At 37.5% G+C, this 16,509-nt stretch carries 13 protein-coding genes, 9 pseudogenes and 1 other annotated feature; of the genes and pseudogenes, 8 read left to right on the top strand and 14 right to left on the bottom strand.

Translation table 11 applies throughout. The features are described from left to right. Positions 1–44: 44 nt before the first annotated feature. The 4 genes and pseudogenes from F893_RS15995 (at position 45) to F893_RS15985 (ending at position 2,053) form a co-directional block, all read left to right on the top strand. A complete protein-coding gene (locus F893_RS15995; RefSeq protein ID WP_212749309.1) occupies positions 45–530 on the top strand; it encodes a LysR substrate-binding domain-containing protein in 486 nt (161 codons plus the stop codon). 225 nt (positions 531–755) lie between these two features. Further along, a pseudogene (locus F893_RS15990) lies at positions 756–1,037 on the top strand (helix-turn-helix domain-containing protein); the annotation flags it as partial. Continuing rightward, positions 1,031–1,395: pseudogene (locus F893_RS17655) on the top strand (IS3 family transposase); the annotation flags it as partial. The pseudogenes F893_RS15990 and F893_RS17655, both read left to right, overlap by 7 nt. 196 nt (positions 1,396–1,591) lie before the next feature. Continuing rightward, positions 1,592–2,053, top strand: coding sequence for a DIP1984 family protein (locus F893_RS15985; RefSeq protein WP_004281794.1), 462 nt, complete (start codon positions 1,592–1,594; stop codon positions 2,051–2,053). Positions 2,054–2,439: 386 nt separating this feature from the next. Here the strand turns inward: F893_RS15985 and F893_RS15980 are convergent. From F893_RS15980 to F893_RS15950, 6 genes and pseudogenes are all read right to left on the bottom strand, one after another. Further along, positions 2,440–3,689: pseudogene (locus tag F893_RS15980) on the bottom strand (IS3 family transposase). Further along, positions 3,284–3,400: a sequence feature (AL1L pseudoknot), on the bottom strand. Its footprint overlaps the pseudogene before it by 117 nt. An 83-nt stretch (positions 3,690–3,772) precedes the next feature. Beyond that, positions 3,773–4,303, bottom strand: a pseudogene (locus F893_RS15970) (sulfite exporter TauE/SafE family protein); the annotation flags it as partial. Positions 4,304–4,344: 41 nt separating this feature from the next. Next, the gene (locus F893_RS15965) at positions 4,345–4,839 is read right to left on the bottom strand and encodes a flavin reductase family protein (protein ID WP_005100646.1); all 495 of its coding nucleotides are present in this window, start codon (positions 4,837–4,839) and stop codon (positions 4,345–4,347) included. 97 nt (positions 4,840–4,936) lie between these two features. Continuing rightward, on the bottom strand, positions 4,937–5,980 hold the full coding sequence (locus tag F893_RS15960; protein ID WP_004281804.1) for a methionine synthase: 1,044 nt from the start codon (positions 5,978–5,980) through the stop codon (positions 4,937–4,939). A gap of 51 nt (positions 5,981–6,031) precedes the next feature. Continuing rightward, a complete protein-coding gene (locus tag F893_RS15955) occupies positions 6,032–7,015 on the bottom strand; it encodes a putative oxygenase MesX (RefSeq protein WP_004281805.1) in 984 nt (327 codons plus the stop codon). 306 nt (positions 7,016–7,321) lie between these two features. Beyond that, positions 7,322–8,278 (bottom strand): annotated as a pseudogene (locus F893_RS15950) (IS5 family transposase). A 70-nt stretch (positions 8,279–8,348) separates the two neighbouring features. Between F893_RS15950 and F893_RS15945 the strand changes: the two are divergent. The 3 genes from F893_RS15945 (at position 8,349) to F893_RS15935 (ending at position 10,204) form a co-directional block, all read left to right on the top strand. Then, the gene (locus F893_RS15945; RefSeq protein ID WP_004647755.1) at positions 8,349–8,804 is read left to right on the top strand and encodes a helix-turn-helix domain-containing protein; all 456 of its coding nucleotides are present in this window, start codon (positions 8,349–8,351) and stop codon (positions 8,802–8,804) included. Next, on the top strand, positions 8,794–9,360 hold the full coding sequence (locus tag F893_RS15940; RefSeq protein ID WP_108675453.1) for an IS630 family transposase: 567 nt from the start codon (positions 8,794–8,796) through the stop codon (positions 9,358–9,360). The genes F893_RS15945 and F893_RS15940 overlap by 11 nt, the downstream gene beginning before the upstream one ends. A 175-nt stretch (positions 9,361–9,535) precedes the next feature. Next, positions 9,536–10,204 (top strand): epoxyqueuosine reductase QueH, encoded by a 669-nt coding sequence (locus F893_RS15935; protein ID WP_004281809.1) that lies wholly within the window; start codon positions 9,536–9,538, stop codon positions 10,202–10,204. On the opposite strand, the gene F893_RS15930 is transcribed toward F893_RS15935, so the two are convergent. The 4 genes and pseudogenes from F893_RS15930 to F893_RS15925 form a co-directional block, all read right to left on the bottom strand. Next, the gene (locus F893_RS15930; protein WP_004281811.1) at positions 10,201–11,592 is read right to left on the bottom strand and encodes a methylenetetrahydrofolate reductase C-terminal domain-containing protein; all 1,392 of its coding nucleotides are present in this window, start codon (positions 11,590–11,592) and stop codon (positions 10,201–10,203) included. The genes F893_RS15935 and F893_RS15930 overlap by 4 nt on opposite strands. Before the next feature lie 188 nt (positions 11,593–11,780). Then, positions 11,781–11,882: pseudogene (locus tag F893_RS17990) on the bottom strand (putative oxygenase MesX); the annotation flags it as partial. A 24-nt stretch (positions 11,883–11,906) separates the two neighbouring features. Further along, positions 11,907–12,023 (bottom strand): annotated as a pseudogene (locus F893_RS17650) (transposase); the annotation flags it as partial. A 50-nt stretch (positions 12,024–12,073) separates the two neighbouring features. Next, on the bottom strand, positions 12,074–13,279 hold the full coding sequence (locus F893_RS15925; RefSeq protein ID WP_004281814.1) for a tyrosine-type recombinase/integrase: 1,206 nt from the start codon (positions 13,277–13,279) through the stop codon (positions 12,074–12,076). Positions 13,280–13,581: 302 nt separating this feature from the next. Between F893_RS15925 and F893_RS15920 the strand changes: the two genes are divergently transcribed. Continuing rightward, positions 13,582–14,013: a PPC domain-containing protein gene (locus F893_RS15920; RefSeq protein ID WP_004281816.1), complete on the top strand. Its 432-nt coding sequence runs from the start codon at positions 13,582–13,584 to the stop codon at positions 14,011–14,013. Between the two features lie 118 nt (positions 14,014–14,131). Here the strand turns inward: F893_RS15920 and F893_RS17645 are convergent. From F893_RS17645 to F893_RS15905, 4 genes and pseudogenes are all read right to left on the bottom strand, one after another. Then, positions 14,132–15,106, bottom strand: a pseudogene (locus F893_RS17645) (IS481 family transposase). Positions 15,107–15,308: 202 nt separating this feature from the next. Further along, positions 15,309–15,659: a hypothetical protein gene (locus tag F893_RS15910; RefSeq protein ID WP_004281821.1), complete on the bottom strand. Its 351-nt coding sequence runs from the start codon at positions 15,657–15,659 to the stop codon at positions 15,309–15,311. A gap of 150 nt (positions 15,660–15,809) precedes the next feature. Next, a pseudogene (locus tag F893_RS18415) lies at positions 15,810–15,935 on the bottom strand (IS3 family transposase); the annotation flags it as partial. Between the two features lie 57 nt (positions 15,936–15,992). Continuing rightward, a partial coding sequence (locus F893_RS15905) for an IS5-like element ISAba31 family transposase (RefSeq protein ID WP_005253544.1) occupies positions 15,993–16,509 on the bottom strand: 517 nt, incomplete at its 5' end.

The raw sequence follows: 16,509 nt of genomic DNA, 5'->3' as shown, positions 1-16,509 counted from the left end.
TGACCAGCTACCACAACAAAATAAGGTAGCTTAACTAGAGCAGAATATCACTTATAAATAAGCTTTTAGTTGTTCAAACAAGTGGGACCACCTCTAGTCTCTATGCAAAATTATTATATAAAAGTCGTTTGTATATCGTTGCTAGCGCTGAATATCTCAAAAAAAATAACTTACCAAAATCTATTATTGAGTTAAATCAACATAGATTATTAGGATTTAGCCATCCTTTGCATTTAAATAATTGGCCAATTTATATAAATGATCAACTATATAAAACTTCACCATCTATTACAGCTTCTAATGGCGAAAGTGTTCGTCAACTTGCTTTACAAGGCGTAGGAATCGCTTGTCTCTCTGAATTTTTAATTTTAAAGGATATAAACGAAGGTAAATTAATTGCTTTATTTGAAGATGAAATAAAAATTCATGAGCAAAAAATCCATGCTGTCTATTACAAAAAAAATTATATACCTAAGAGAGTTAGATTATTTATTGATTATTTATATGAAAAATTACAACAGCTTAATTAATTTTAAATGGATTTTTCAAACCAAAGTTTGAAAAATATCTAATTTTTTAGGCATATTTTAGTTGAATAATGTTTGAAATAAATCTCCATTTAACATAATGGTTGTTATGCGAAGTCGACTTGTTAGAACCCATTTAAAGTGTCTATATTCTCACCAATAAAAATGTCTGGTTTATGATGGTTTTTATCACCATGGACGGGATATAAAATATAGATGCTGATCACTATGTCGGATAAAGAACTTAAACGATTGTCGGTTTTGCAGGAAATCTGCGATCAACGCATAACTCAATCCCAGGCTGCTCAGCTACTTCTACTTCATATTTCAGAATGTCAGGTCAGACGCTTACTGCAGAAATACAAAGTTCAAGGTCCAGCTGCATTAGCCCATACGGGTCGTGGCCAAACCAGCAATTCCAGGCTTTCTGAAGAACTCAGACTCAAGTGCCTCAATATTGTTTCTGATCAACTGCATGGTTTCGGACCAACCTTGGCGCATGAAAAGCTTATTCAACAGGAGTTATGGTTCATTCTGACCAAGGCAGTCAGTACTGTAGTCGTGCTTTTAGAGCGCTATTATTGACGAATAACTGTATTCAAAGTATGTCACGCAGTCTTGCGCAGTACACTGCTCATGTTGGGACAATGCAGTGACTGAAAGCTTCTTTCATACATTGAAAGGTCATGTAATCCATGGCAGTGTGTTTGCCACTCGAAAAGAAGCGAATGCTGTCTTGTTTGACTATATCGAGATTTATTACAATCGAATCAGAATACATTCTGCAAATGGCTGGTTAAGTCCTGAAGCCTTTGAACAAAAATATTGTAAGAATTTAGAGGGATCGAATGTCCACAATACTGTCTAGGATCAGATAAAGGATTCTGCATCTGAAAAAAGGCCTTTAGCTTAATTCTGAGCTTCGACTAATGACAAAATATAAGACTTCTACCTCTGAAAATTATAAAAAATCAATTTTTTTGATTTTTAAAGAATGAGGATATAGTATTTGTAAAATTACTTAGCTGCTTAAAACTTAATTCTAATTGGTTAATAGGTGAAAAATGAAATTAGCAGAAGCTCTCTTACTTCGAAGTGATCAACAAAAAAAAATTATTTCACTAAAACAACGTATCAATGCAAATGTATTGGTACAAGATGGTGATAAACCATCTGAAGATCCAAATGAACTACTAAAACAAGTATTTGCTTTAATTCAAGAATTTCAAAAATTAAGTTATGCAATTCATGAAACTAATGCTTTAACAAAATTAAATGATGGTCGTTCTTTACTTGCTTTATTGACTTTGCGTGATGAATTTGTAGAACAGCACAAAACCCTAACTGCAGCAATAAGTAATACATCTCGTGAATCTGATCGTTATAGTACGCGGGAAATAAAGTGGCATAAAGTTATTCCAGTTTCATCACTACAAAAACAAGCTGATGATATTAGTCTTAAATTACGTGATTTAAATGTGGTGATTCAGTCGAGTAATTGGAAAATTGATTTGATTGATGCCTAATAGTCCTTTAGATATAATCAAGTTGAACATACTGGGCGAGTACAAGATCCCTTACTTCCACAACATAGGATTGTAAATAAAGTGTAGTGGCTTGCAAAGCAAGTGGATAAGCTTAAAATTTTAAGTACAAATCAATCCATCACTTGGCATAACTCAAATCTTTGTGCGAACAAAGTTACATGTTACTTATAACTACCATGTACTGACAGTATGTTCACCTCAATTACTAAAAATAAAGAAATGAGCAAGCACCAGCTCAACTACATTTCTATTTTTAATTCGGTTCGGCTTTGTTGCATAACGAGCTGAAAGACAGATTTTGAAAACAGCAGATTCAAATCACAAGTTGAACCGTACCGGGTTCGTCGGAGACTTTTTTATTTAAGTTAGGCCACTTGACCTAACGGGTTAATCTTATCATAGTACATTGCTTCAAACTCAAAAGGCGATACATAACCCAGTGCACTGTGTACACGCTTTTTATTGAACCAATCTACCCAGTTTAGTGTCGCAAGTTGTACATCTGCTAAACCTTGCCAATCTGCTTTTAAATATTCAATCACCTCTGTTTTGTATAAGCCATTCACCGTTTCAGCCAAAGCATTATCGTATGAATCACCTGTCGTACCGACTGATGCTCGTAAATTCGCTGCTTCTAAACGATTGGTATAGCGAATGGAAAGATATTGCACACCTCTGTCGGAATGATGAATCACATTCTTTGGCATGCCTCGATCATGCAATGCTTGCTCTAATGCATCGAGCACCCTATCTGTATTCATTCGTGTAGATACTTTCCAGCCAACAATTGCTCGTGAGAACACATCAATAATAAAGGCGGTATATACCCAGCCTGAATGAGTTTGAATATACGTAAAGTCACTGACCCACAGTTGGTCAGGATGATCAGCAGTAAAATTACGTTTCACTAAATCATCTGCCCGTTTTTGGTCATCTCGGTTACGGGTGGTTTGTTTGTTCTTACCTCGCCAAACACCTTGTATACCTAGCTTTTTCATTAATCGAGCAACAGTACAGCGTGCAATAATATAGCCTTCACGTTTCAGTTTTTGCCAGACTTTACGTACACCGTATCGACCTGAACTTTCTTTCCAAATTCGTTTAATCTCCTCAGCATGATGCAAGTCATGTAAATCTCGCTTTGCTCGATGTTCCCCTTGCGAAGCAATGCTTCTCATCGCAGAGATCTAGAGTCCGGTAATAGGTTGAAGCTGCGATCGGTAAAATCCTACAAATCGCATCAACACCATATAAGTCTTTATTGTTATGGATGAAATCCACCATTATTTGTGTGGGCGGTCGAGCTCCGCCTGGGCGAGAAAAGCGGCTGCTTTACGTAGAATTTCATTCGCACGTTGCAGTTCTTTATTTTCGCGTTCCAGTTGTTTGATACGTTCTTGGTCTGAAAGCTGCTGTACTTTAACTGGATTTTGTTTATCTAAATATTTTTGATACCAAACACGTAGTGTTTCAGGAGTACAACCCTTGCGCAGTATACTGCTCAGGGAGCAATAGCTGTGATCGCAGCCCAAGTAGAAGGATAATCTTTTTCAGATTCAATCAATAATTGAACCGCTCTTTCTCTGATTTCAGGGGTATATTTTAATTTTGTCATCGGGACACTACGCTTCGCTACGTCTTGCGAAGCAATGCTTCTCATCTCAGAATATTGACTCTCCGACAAACCCGGTACGGTTCAGCCTTCTGCATGACCACACCATAGCGATTCAGATATGGAACCGTCAGACTTCCACCACCAATACCAAAGATTGCTGATGCAACCCCAATCACACTACCTGCAGCAACTTGTTGACCTGATGAGGGTAACGTTTTCGTTGGGTCAATTGCTTTTTTGGCACCTGTAAACATCGTATATGCGACCCAAATCAGAAATAAGCCAACAATGATTTGTAGATGTAATCCTGATATCAAACCAGCAATACCTGCCCCAAAAAAACAACCAATCGCCATAGGTGGCGCTAGATTTTTAAAAACAGGCCAAATCACAGCACCAGTTTTATGATGCGCCATCAATGAGCTAATCGAGGTTACAACAATGGTTGCCAAAGACGTGCCTAATGCGAGGTGCATAACCACATCGGGGTCATAGCCCATTTGGGTAAAGACAATAAAAAGCAGTGGTACAATAATCGTACCACCGCCGACACCAAACAGCCCTGCTGCAAAACCAGCAAAAGCACCGATGACTAAAAAGGTTATAAGTTCCACAATAGACTAACTTTAAAAAATGAAAGAATTAAGGTATTGAGTTAAGCGTGTTCTAACTGCCCTACTTGATGATAAGCACGGTTAAAATAGACCAAGCTTTCTTCTTGATCGCTTTGTTGAACTTGAAGCACACGACACATGAAAATACTGTGTGTACCCACTTGCTGAATATTCTCAATCTGACAGTCAAAACTGACCAAAGCATTTTGCAGAATCGGCGAGCCTGTCTCTAAACCGCCCCACTCGCCCAGTTGAAAACGCTGTTCAGAACTGAATTTACTTGAAGCAAAGGCATTTGAAAGCTGTTCATGCTGAGTACTTAGTACGTTTACAGCCAAGACTTTATTTTCAACAAAATGGGCATGTGAACGGGAGGATTGATTCATACAGACTAATAACATTGGCGGTGTATCCGTCACGCTACATACGGCAGATGCAGTAAATCCATGCATACCTGTTTCACCCGAAGTCGTAATAACATTCACTGCTGTGGTGAGTAAGGACATTGCATTTCTAAAGTCTGTTGCTTCAATCATCTCTTTCATCTCAAATGTACATATCACGTGCTCGCGCATAAAGCTGGACAAATGACCTTGCGATGATTTGTTCTGCTTCGCACGAGACTACGTTTGATTAAGCTTCTAGCTCTTTACGAACAATGGCAGCACCTGCGCTTAAAGCTTCAAGTTTGCCACGTGCCACTTGGCGAGATAGCGGTGTCATACCACAGTTAGTTGAAGGATACAGTTTATCTGCATCAACAAATTGCAATGCTTTGCGTAGCGTATTTGCTACTTCCTCTGCAGTTTCCACTTGAGTGGTTGCCACATCAATTGCACCCACCATCACTTTCTTACCACGGATCAATTCGATTAAATCCATTGGTACACGTGAGTTTTGGCATTCAAGTGAAATAATATCGAGCTTAGATTGTTGTAGTTTCGGGAATGACTCTTCGTATTGACGCCATTCATTACCTAAAGTTTGTTTCCAATCTGTATTGGCTTTAATGCCGTAACCATAGCAAATATGAACTGCAGTTTCACACTTTAGACCTTCAAGTGCACGTTCTAAGGTTGGTACACCCCAGTCATTCACTTCATCAAAGAATACGTTAAACGCAGGTTCATCAAATTGAATAATGTCTACGCCTGCTGCTTCAAGTTCTAAAGCTTCTTGGTTCAAAATTTTGGCAAATTCCCAAGCCAGTTTTTCACGACTCTTGTAGTGTCCGTCAAAAAGTGTATCAATCATGGTCATTGGACCAGGCAACGCCCATTTAATTGGCTGACTGGTTTGGCTGCGTAAAAATTTCGCATCGTCTACAAACACTGCTTTTTTACGAGAAACTTCACCCACAACTGAAGGTACACTTGCATCATAACGATTACGAATACGCATGGTTTCACGCTTTTCGAAATCTACACCTTCAAGATGTTCAATAAACGTGGTTACAAAGTGCTGACGGGTTTGCTCACCATCACTCACGATATCGATACCTGCAGTGACTTGCTCATGTAATGATAATTTCAAAGCATCACGTTTAGCTTCTAATAATTCTTCGCCTTCAAGCTTCCATGCAGACCATAATTTTTCAGGTTCAGCTAACCAAGACGGTTTTGGCAAGCTACCCGCAGTTGAAGTTGGGAGTAAAAGTTTCGGTTGTGTAAGCGCCATGTCTAATCTTCTTTCTCTAAAATTCGTCAGTCTGTGTGTCAATTCGATGTCTTAAGCAGCTGTTTCGACCTTAAAGTTTGCTGCCCATTCATTTAAAATATCTTGATATGGTTTGATGAAGTTTTCTTCTGTCCATTTACCTTGCTTAACCGCTAACTCAGCACGTTCAACACGGTCATAAACGATACGTGTCAGTGAGTAATCGCCATAGCTCAAGCTTGGTTGATATTCCACACCTGCCGGAGAGTTGGTGTTGTAAATTTCAGGACGATAAATTTTTTGGAAGCTTTCCATGGTTGCAATCGCGCTGATCAATTCAAAATCAGTATAATCACGGACTAAGTCGCCAGCGAAATAGAATGCTAATGGTGCATTACCACCTTCTGGTTTGAAGTAACGTACACGTAAGCCCATTTTGGCGAAATATTCATCGGTACGTGAATATTCATCATTGGTATATTCCTCACCTAAAATAGGATGTACGTTTGCCGTACGGTAATAGGTTTTAGAGGTTGAAACACTTAAACAAATCACAGGTGGCTTGGTAAATTCTGCCTTAAATACATCTGAATTCACCAAATGTTGATACAATTTACCATGTAGATCTCCAAAATCTTCAGGTTTTTCACCTACACCACAACCCAATTGAGGCAATACTACGCTGAAGTCGTAATCACGCACATAAGATGAGAAGCTATTGCCGATCATGCCTTCAATACGCTCCCCTGTTTTATGGTCAATCACTACACTTTTCAGTGTTTCAATAAATGGGAAAGTTTGACCATTACCTTCGATATCAATTTCAGCAGAAATGATGTCAATCTCAAGTGAATAGCGATCACCTTTCGGGTTATCAACGGTTGCCAAGCTATTAAAACGGTTGTTGATCATCGCAAGGGTACGACGCAAGTTTTCTTCACGGCTTTCCCCACGTGCCAAATTGGCAAAGTTTGTGGTTAAACGTGTGCTTTCTGCTGGTGTATAATTCTCATCAAAACGGATACGTTTAATTGAACACTCAAATGCTGTACTCATGGAGATTGCCACCTAAAAATTTTATAAAAAGCTAAATTTCTGAATGGCTGTATTTAAACGTGAATAAGAAAGTGAGTAAAACGATATAAATTCAGCTTAAGATGAGAAATACTCATCTTAATAAATTAAAGATTCTGAGGATTTTTAGTTATTCAGTAAGTTAAGTGGCTATCTAAAATCTTTATCTGAAATTGATAATGTTTTTTGCAACTCTACTAAAGATAATAAATCTCCAACTATCAAGTATGTGTAAAGGCTTTGTTGCACAAAGATTTGAAATGCAAAGCGCCCCTAATTGAGCCAAATTTAAGGCGTAACTTGGGTAAGTGGTCGACCTAATTCCGTAAATCTGTTGAGGACTGCTACACGTGCATGAATCTCATTCACTTGGCTATCAAAGCTCCTTGCACTGAGTTTATCTGCTAATAATTTAATGCAGTGCATCTTGGTTTCAACCAAACTTCGCCGATGATAGCCTGACCATTTTTTCCATAGTGTCCTACCTGAGAAGCACTGCTTCGCAAGATTAACTGTTCGAAGTAATTTATTTCGTTCTAGCGAGCTACTCTTTGTATCTTTCCGTGGTTTCGCATTTTTTCTAGGTGGAATCACCATATGCGCTTGCCGATCTGCAATGACCTGACGGCATTGCTTGGTGTCATAAACTCTATCGGTATAAACAGAGTCAATCCGCTCATCTTGTGGAATTTGATCAAGTAAATCACCAAGCACCTGTGAATCACTGACATTATTGGTTGTGAGCTCAATAGCGCGTATTTGAGGGGTTTTAGCATCTATACCAATTGTAGTTTACGCCATTGGCGACGACATTCAGGTCCATGTTTCTTGCGCTTACACTCGCCCTCACCTAGAAACTTCATGCCTGTAGAGTCCATGAGTAGATGTAGCCCATCGCTACTTTTTTGGTAGCTGATTGCAATATCAATATGCTTTTATCTTCTACAAAGCGTGGTGTACGAATATCACTGATATTCGGGGCTGCTCATCCGCAAAGTTTAATCAGACTTTGCACAAAGCCAGTGACTATACGTAAAGACAGACGGAATAAGGATTTAATCATTAAGCAGCATTGGATGGCTGCGTCGGAGTAGGTTTGATTTCGCCCTTGTTTGCCTTTTGATAGCGCATACCATTGCGTAGCAGGATCAAACCAAATGGCAATATTTCCGCGACTCATGAGTGCTCGGTTATATATGCGGACCAATTGGTTGTGCGGTAGATTTTATGTGTAGGCTTATTCATTTGAAAATTATAAGTTGACAAAAATAACTAATGATGCGAAAAGGTTTTTTTAGTTAACAGATGTTCACACATGCCTAGAATTGTTTCTGTACCACTTAGTTTAGAACAGCGAGAACGACTCATTTTTCTGGTCAAGCATGCAAAACATTGGCGTGAAAGGCAACGTGCCCAAACTATTCTCTGGCTTTCCGAAGGTAAAAGCGTTGCGGAAGTTGCCACTCTACAAGAACGTATCCCAGAAACCATAAGGCTACAACGCCGACGTTGGGAATTGTATGAGTTTGAATCGATTAAAGAAGGTCATCGCTCAGGTCGACCCAATACATTGATCTCAGACTATCAGGCGAAAATCCTAGATTGGGTCAATACAAGTCCACTCAATGCAGAACAAATCCGAGTCAAACTACATGAAGAATACGAAGTGTCCGTGTCTGTTGAAACCATTCGTAAGTTTTTACGGGATTCAGGTATGGTCTTCAAGCGTACCCGTCATAGCTTGAAAAAAAAGAGATCCGATTGCATTTGAACAAGCAACACAGCAGATTGAAGAATTACGAGAGCAAGCGGCACGTGGTGAAATTATATTAGGTTATGTTGATGAAACAGGATTTTCATCTACACCTGATAACCGCTATGCGTGGACAAAGATAGGTGATGTTCATGCGGTTGATGCAATAAGATTAAAACGAGTTAATGTCATGGGGTGTTTGCTTTCAACGGGGAAACTGGTGACAAGCTGTTTACAAGAGTCAGTGACAAGTACTTGGTTTTATGCCTATTTAACTGGAATAGCTCAACAAGTAAAACAGACATATAACCTTCCATTGGTTCTTATTGTTGATAATGCCTCGATTCATAGAAGTAAAAAGATGGCTGATTACAGAGAGCTACTTAAAACTAACTTTTCGACGAATCTGTATTTTATTCCAGCTTATAGCCCTGAGTTAAATCGAATCGAGATGGTATGGAAGCAGATGAAATATTATTGGCGAGATTTTCAAGTCATGACAGCTGACAAAATAGAGCAATGGGTGGAGAAAGTATCAAACCAATTCGGAAAAGAATACATGTTTACTTTTTAATGGATACTTATCGCTGAAAAGCCTTTACAGATAGGTTTGTGCAACAAAGCCGTTCTTATTAAATTTCAATTAGTGAATTTCTTTCATCTTAACCTTAGAAAATATCAGTATATCAAATCCTTACTATCTAATTAAATCGTTAAAATATAGGGTTTAGATTTAAACCCATATAACTATGTCAAACAAACTTGAACGTCAGAAATTGACTCTCCCAGCAGGTCATGACAAGCTTCTGCTTCACTCCTGCTGTGCACCATGCTCGGGTGAAGTGATGGAAACCCTAATTGAATCAGGCATCGACTTTTCGATCTTTTTTTATAATCCCAATATTCACCCTGTCAAGGAATATGAAATCCGTAAGGAAGAAAATATTCGCTTTGCAGAAAAACATAATATTCCTTTTATTGACTGTGATTACGATACAGACAATTGGTTTGCACGTGCCAAAGGCATGGAAAATGAGCCAGAGAAAGGTATTCGCTGTATCATGTGTTTTGATATGCGCTTTGAACGGACTGCCCTTTATGCAGCTGAAAATGGCTTCAGCCTAATTAGTAGCTCATTGGGTATTTCTCGTTGGAAAGATATGAAGCAGATCAATGATTGTGGGCATCGTTCTGCTTCACATTATGAAGGTATCACCTATTGGGACTACAACTGGCGTAAAAATGGTGGTGCTGTTCGTATGCTTGAAATCAGCAAGAAGGAAGAATTCTACCAACAAGAATATTGTGGCTGTGTATACTCCTTACGTGATACCAACCGTTGGCGTATGAGCCAAGGTCGTGATCGCATCAAATTGGGCGTGAAATTTTATTCGAATGCCATGGATGATGAAAGCTAAGCTTCAGTCGCCAGATACCAATTTTTCCAGGAACTGGTTCCACGGACTTCAATGGGTACAGTTGGAATCAGTTTTTCTTTTAGAACGTCAGTCTGTCCCACGGCTTTGGCAAGTCGGGCTTTCACAGAATGAATGCATTCACGATCTCCAAACTCACAGAGATCCAATGTCGTACCACCACAAGGACCATTCGCCAATCCTTTGGGACAAGTTTCAGGGCAAATATATAAAGTATCTCCTAACCTACATTGACCACAACTTTCACAACCCACGACCCCTTGCTTAGAGATAAATTCAGTTTTTAACAATGCTTTTGCTGCAGGAGTATTTTCCCAGAGTGAGGCTTTAAAAATAAAATGCCCCACACCTTTGGCAATTTTGGACTCAAATAGAGCCTTGTGCATGAAATGCAATTGCTGATATTTAATAAGCTGGCTAGAGGATGGTTGGCGGGAATAATAAGCTAATTCTGGCACGAGTTCATTTTTAGTCTTCACTTGCCACAGTGCATTCCAGAGTGCTTCGAGTTCCTGTAAACCATAATGTCGATATTGTTCAATATATTTTTCTAAAAGCTTTTGCTCTTCAGGCTTATGGCATGCTGAAAGATGCACACCTGCAAAACCCAAATATTTACACATCAATATTTGTATAGCACAACGTTTATAAGCATTCTCAGTTCGTCCATCCTGTTCTTCCTGAGCCAACGCTCGTAACATGTGTGGTGTAATCACAATTCCTGCGACATTATGTTTCACCATAAAATTGGCACGTGCCAAACTAAGTGGCATAACACAAGCAAGTATATTTTGTGGGTATCGATGACGATTTAAAAAAGCCTTGGCTTGTTTTAAAGCCTCCATATCGTAACCCAACTGGGTAACGATAAAGTCTGCTCCTGCTTTAATCTTTTTGTGAAGTTTTAAATATTGTGCATCACGTTCAGCTTCAGCATATTTAAAGGGATTAAAAGCTACACCAATATGAAATCCACCATAACACTTTGCGGCCATGACCGCATTTACAGACTCTAAATATCGGGTGCGATTCGTTCCATCTTGACCATTTGTATGCCCTTTTAACTTATCACCTGTGAGAAGCAGTAAATTTTTTTGTCCCGAAGCTTGAGTTAATTTTAAGAAGGTCTCAAAATCAGTAATATCCCGACCTTTCCCTGAATAATGGATGATTTTTTCCACTGATGAAGGAAATGTCTTCGCACATTCAAGTGGTGGCAAATCACTATCGGCATGCACTCGATCTGCCAAAGTGATCGCACATGGAAATTCTGCTAAAGACATTGGTACTGCAATGCCCTTAGCAGAACTTAAATATTCCAACAAAATACAAAACTGATTGTGCTTAAAATGGGAAGCAAGCTGTGACATAAAATAAAGTTCAAATAAAAATGATTAAAGCAGGTCGCTATTATATTCGACCTAACAGAATCAGCCCGATTAATCTTAAACAGGCTGATATAGAAAATTTTAGTCAACAATTATGCAATGAATCTATTCAATACATTCAATCAGGCAACTTTCTCATGAGATTCTCGCTCTAATGCGAAATGAAATGCCTATTTTTCAAGAATATTTTGATACGACTTAATGAAGTTCTCTTCTATCCATTTACCTTGCTTAAGATTCAATTGAACACGTTCAACACCGTCATAAACTTTACGAGTTAAGAGAAATCATTATTGTGAACAGACTATTTCTCTAAGTTGATTCATCACAACATGTAATTTATAGCCATAGAACCGGCCCATTGAGCTTTTACCACGAGATGCAATTTTAGATAATGATTTATGGCGGTGAATAGGTTTGTGCAACAAAGCCTATTCTAATTAAAACTTAGATTTCATAACCATTAATTTACAGTACAACTATCAATAAAATCGCCCCACCATTGCATCATTTCCATACGCTGATTAAAATATTCTGCATGATTATAACTTGCACGGGTTTTATTTTTATCAGTATGAGATAGCTGTGCTTCAATCCAATTTGATTGAAATAAACCGGATTCATTTAATATGGTACTAAATGTCGATCGTAACCCATGAGAAGTTAATTCATTTTTAGTATATCCCATTTTTCTGATAATCAAGTTCAGGGTATTAAAATGAATAGGTTTATTATTATTTCGGGGGCTAGAAAACACATATTTCTCGCCATGAGACCAAACGAGTGCTGATTTCACAACTTCAAGTGCTTGATCAGATAGTGGAACAAAAAAATCAGGGATATCATGACCTAAAATAACCTTTCTTCTATATTGTTTAATATGTAAGGCTGGTATTTTCCATATTTTTTTATCTAGATCGAAGTGATGTGGTTCACAAAGCAATAATTCTCCACCACGGACGCCTGTATATAATTTAAATAACAGGGCTTTTTTAATAATAGGATCTGTATTAATCTGATTTAATTTAGCTAAGAAATTAGATAGTTCATCTGAATTCAAATGAGGATAGTTTTTCTTAATCTTATTGTTGACTAATATTTTATGAAGTCCATGTGCAATATTATATTCACAATACCCCATCGCTACCGCATAATCATAAATCTGATTTAAATAACTATAGGCTTTCTTTACAGGTTCTTTTACATTTCTAGATTCTATCTTTTTAATAATCTTAACTAGATCATATCTTTTAATTTCAATAAATGGCATTAGTCCAATATTTGGATAAACATCCTGATCTAAACATTTTTTTGCGAGCTGAATTACACCGCATCGTGGTTCATCTTCAAAGGAATTTTTAATTTTAAATTCTAACCACTCTTCACAAATATCCTGAAAAGTTTTGATGTATTTTTTATGCAGTGGTTTATTTTCATAATTATTAAATTTATATTCATCCCGGACTGATCTGGCCTCTTTCAAGGACATTACAGGATATTCACCCAACTTCATGCGAGGACGTTTATTTGTCCCTGCAAGTGAATAGCGGTAACTCCAAGATTTACGTCCGTTTGGTTCTACCTTCAAACTTAAGCCGTCATCATCTGCCAGAAAATAGATTTTTTCCTTTGATTTAGCTTGACGTACCTTAATTTCAGTAAGACTCATGAATTTTTAACCTAACCACAAATGGCACTGCTCAATTGAATTATAACAAATTTAAGCGATATTCATATGATGCGTATCATACGCATCACATATTTTTATAAGTAATTGTTAAATAAAATTTATATTTAGATTGGTTATTCCCTAGTAACCAATTAATTAACCATTGATTTTGCAAGTCTTAAATTGGCATTTGAAGTGCAGCCCCATGTTATGACTATTCACATTTCTGCTCTATGATTCATGGTTACTTATTAGTTATGTTATTACGTCAGGAGCGATACAAGAATTAGGGTAACCTTATTATGGAAATAGCGAATACGAAATTACTAGCTGGCGCTTTGATAGCCCTAACTTTAACTATAGTTAGCCCTGTCGTACTTGCAAATGATAACAATGATATACGAAAGACTATTGTAGTTAAATTTGCTAAAAAAGCTCACTCTGCAAATTATTACGGAAGGATAGATGGATACAAGTATGATTCCTACAAATTTTATGCTAAAAAAGGGCAAAAGTTAAAAGTGAAGTTGACTGGAGGAAATGTTGAAGCTTACTTATGGGGTAATCAATTAAAAGACTCCATCAATCTTGGAGAATATTCTCCAGAGCTTGATGATAAGGGTATTTATATTTTACCTGCTTCAGGTGAGTATGAAATTAGAGTATTACAACCTAGATCACAGGCAAGAAAAGATAAAAAACCTCAATACTGGATGAGTATTAACATTAAATAAAGACTTGCTAGATTTTTTTAAGCTTTTATACCAGGGTTCAAAAACTATTGCCAGTTAAACGGGGCGTGATTTTTACGTATATGTTTTTATATTAGTAAAAATGATATAGATACGTAATTCATAGAGATCGTTTCAATTTAGCAATCTCTAAATACATCTTGTAACTGGCATGTTGAATCCGTTCATTTGAGGGGGCGTATTGCTTCTGGACTTCATCTAAGAAAGGAGTTTCTTCACATAATTCAAAGTACCTTTCCATCGGTGTTTTACCTTGCAAAGCTGAATGTGGTCTCATCCAGTTACAGTAATGCTGCCATTCTGCCATTCTGCCAGTTTGCTCTGAATTTCCTCTGAATCGATATCTACAGTAGCGTAGAACTCAGATTTATCAGTCTTTTGTGAGCGCTACCTTGCCATTCAGATGAGGTGAACCCGGTTTATTCGGCCTAAATTTGATCCCATACTGCATCATTTTTTCTGTATTTTTTCAACAAAGAATTCTCGTTCACGATCGGTCTGTATTCGCTGTATGGGAAAAGGCATTTCTTCAATTACACAGTTAAAAAGTCGAGTGTATTCGCAGCTGTTCGGCGTTTATATATCCTTAAAACGCGATATCGTGTGCAGTCATCGATAGATGTGTACTGATATAGTCCAGGACCCAGTTTACAGGTATCCATTTGAATTCTATCGCCTGGTAATGGACGTTCATAACAAATGTAATCTACTTTACGACGGAATTTTTTAATCGGTTTGACTTAATGGGTGGATAGTACTTTATGGATAGTCGCCAAGGACAACGAGACTCCGTGCAGCTCATTAATTCGGTTTGCAAACGTCGAGCACCAAGATTTCTAGCTGAGCGCATTTCCAATATTAAAGCTTCTAGCTCAGCATTGATTTTAGTATTTGGCGATTTTAAGGGACATTTACTATGACTACTTAATCCATCAATACCTTGTTCAGAATATCGTTTCCACCACTTGCGTAAAGTTGGTCTAGAAATGCCACATCTCCGACAAACCAGGCCAGTATTATTGGTCTCTTCAAATAATTTAACCCATACGAGTCTTTGTTGAATTTCTCTGTTCATAGACACCCATTATATTGAAGTGATGTCTATGAATCACACAGATTATCATAAGGCTTTTGAAACTGTCGCACCTCATGTTTGAATTCACCCATTAACAGAGTGCGAATTAGTCCTTGATCATGTTTGACCACATTTCAAGGAATAGTGTCCAACTTTCGGTATGCAGATTATGGTGTGGGGTTCTCTTAAAGTTTAAACCTTATTATTTTACTTCAGTAATGCTGATTGGCTGGTCTTTTACAAATTCAACAACCCCTTCACCACGTTTAAAGTGAATTGAAACTCCATTATTATTAGCTAAACGAATACCACTACCAGCAACTGTTTGCTTTAAACGATATACCATGCCTGAGTTATCAGTCATTAAAGCAGTTTCAAAGTTATCCGATGATTTCAGAAAAATTAATAAACCATTCGGACCAGAAAATTTAAGGACCTGCGTATCAGCTGAAGTATTGCTTGTAGCCTTATCTTGTAAAGTTTCAGTCTTTGGACTCGAAGTACACCCAGTCATTGCTAAAACTAACAAAGTTAAACTTAAAAAATATTTCATTTAACTACCTTTTTTATCTGTAAATCATAGGTGTATTTATACTAATTGTTATAATTTAACAATAAAACAAATATTACTTTTTTTTACATAAAAAAGCCATAAATCGCATTTTGAACCTTACCGGATTTATCGGAGATTTTTTTATTTAAGTTAGGCCACCTGACCTAACGGGTTAATCTTATCATAGTACATTGCCTCAAACTCAAAAGGCGATACATATCCCAGTGCACTGTGTACATACTTTTTATTGAACCAATCTACCCAATTTAATGTCGCTTGAGAAGCAATGCTTCTCATCTCAGGAAAGTTGGTCTCCGACAAACCCGGTACGGTTCAGGCTAAAGCAACAGAACTTTGATAATTTCTTTTGAGCTTGTCATATCGAGTAGCTATTCCTCTAAATTGCTTTAATCTACAAAACATATTTTCAACTAAATGCCTGATTTTATATAAATACCAGTCCATATGGTCATTGTTCGATTGGCTATTCGTTTTCTTTGGTATATTCGCTTTAGTCCCTGTGTTCCTGATCTGTTCACGCAGTGGTTCTGAATCATAGCCTTTATCTGCACATACCACTTTTGTCTCTTTTAAATCTAATGTTGATATTAAATCAGGTGCAACTTTAACATCATGTGTGGTTCCATCGGTAATCATGAAATCAATAGGATTGCCATGTGCATCAACAATCAAATGTATTTTTGAGGAGTTTCCTCCTACACTTTTAGAAATAGATTGATTCGCTATGCCGGCAGAATGTTGATGAGCACGTACATGAGAGCCATCAATAAAAATCCACTCCATATCGGGGCATGAGGCTAGTAATTTGAATAATCTAAGTAACTTACCG

The organism is Acinetobacter sp. CIP 102136 (assembly GCF_000369685.1).
In the GTDB taxonomy this organism is placed as follows: Bacteria; Pseudomonadota; Gammaproteobacteria; order Pseudomonadales; family Moraxellaceae; genus Acinetobacter; species Acinetobacter fasciculus.
Note: the sequence above shows the minus strand (reverse complement) of the source record. Positions and strands in the feature narration are given on the sequence as shown.

What these genes read in the sequence shown, in the direction of transcription:
- F893_RS15985 (WP_004281794.1), top strand. Translation starts at nt 1,592, where the DNA reads ATGAAATTAGCAGAAGCTCTCTTACTTCGAAGTGATCAACAAAAAAAA.
- F893_RS15965 (WP_005100646.1), bottom strand. Translation starts at nt 4,839, where the DNA reads ATGATTGAAGCAACAGACTTTAGAAATGCAATGTCCTTACTCACCACA.
- F893_RS15960 (WP_004281804.1), bottom strand. Translation starts at nt 5,980, where the DNA reads ATGGCGCTTACACAACCGAAACTTTTACTCCCAACTTCAACTGCGGGT.
- F893_RS15955 (WP_004281805.1), bottom strand. Translation starts at nt 7,015, where the DNA reads ATGAGTACAGCATTTGAGTGTTCAATTAAACGTATCCGTTTTGATGAG.
- F893_RS15945 (WP_004647755.1), top strand. Translation starts at nt 8,349, where the DNA reads ATGCCTAGAATTGTTTCTGTACCACTTAGTTTAGAACAGCGAGAACGA.
- F893_RS15935 (WP_004281809.1), top strand. Translation starts at nt 9,536, where the DNA reads ATGTCAAACAAACTTGAACGTCAGAAATTGACTCTCCCAGCAGGTCAT.
- F893_RS15930 (WP_004281811.1), bottom strand. Translation starts at nt 11,592, where the DNA reads ATGTCACAGCTTGCTTCCCATTTTAAGCACAATCAGTTTTGTATTTTG.
- F893_RS15925 (WP_004281814.1), bottom strand. Translation starts at nt 13,279, where the DNA reads ATGAGTCTTACTGAAATTAAGGTACGTCAAGCTAAATCAAAGGAAAAA.
- F893_RS15920 (WP_004281816.1), top strand. Translation starts at nt 13,582, where the DNA reads ATGGAAATAGCGAATACGAAATTACTAGCTGGCGCTTTGATAGCCCTA.
- F893_RS15910 (WP_004281821.1), bottom strand. Translation starts at nt 15,659, where the DNA reads ATGAAATATTTTTTAAGTTTAACTTTGTTAGTTTTAGCAATGACTGGG.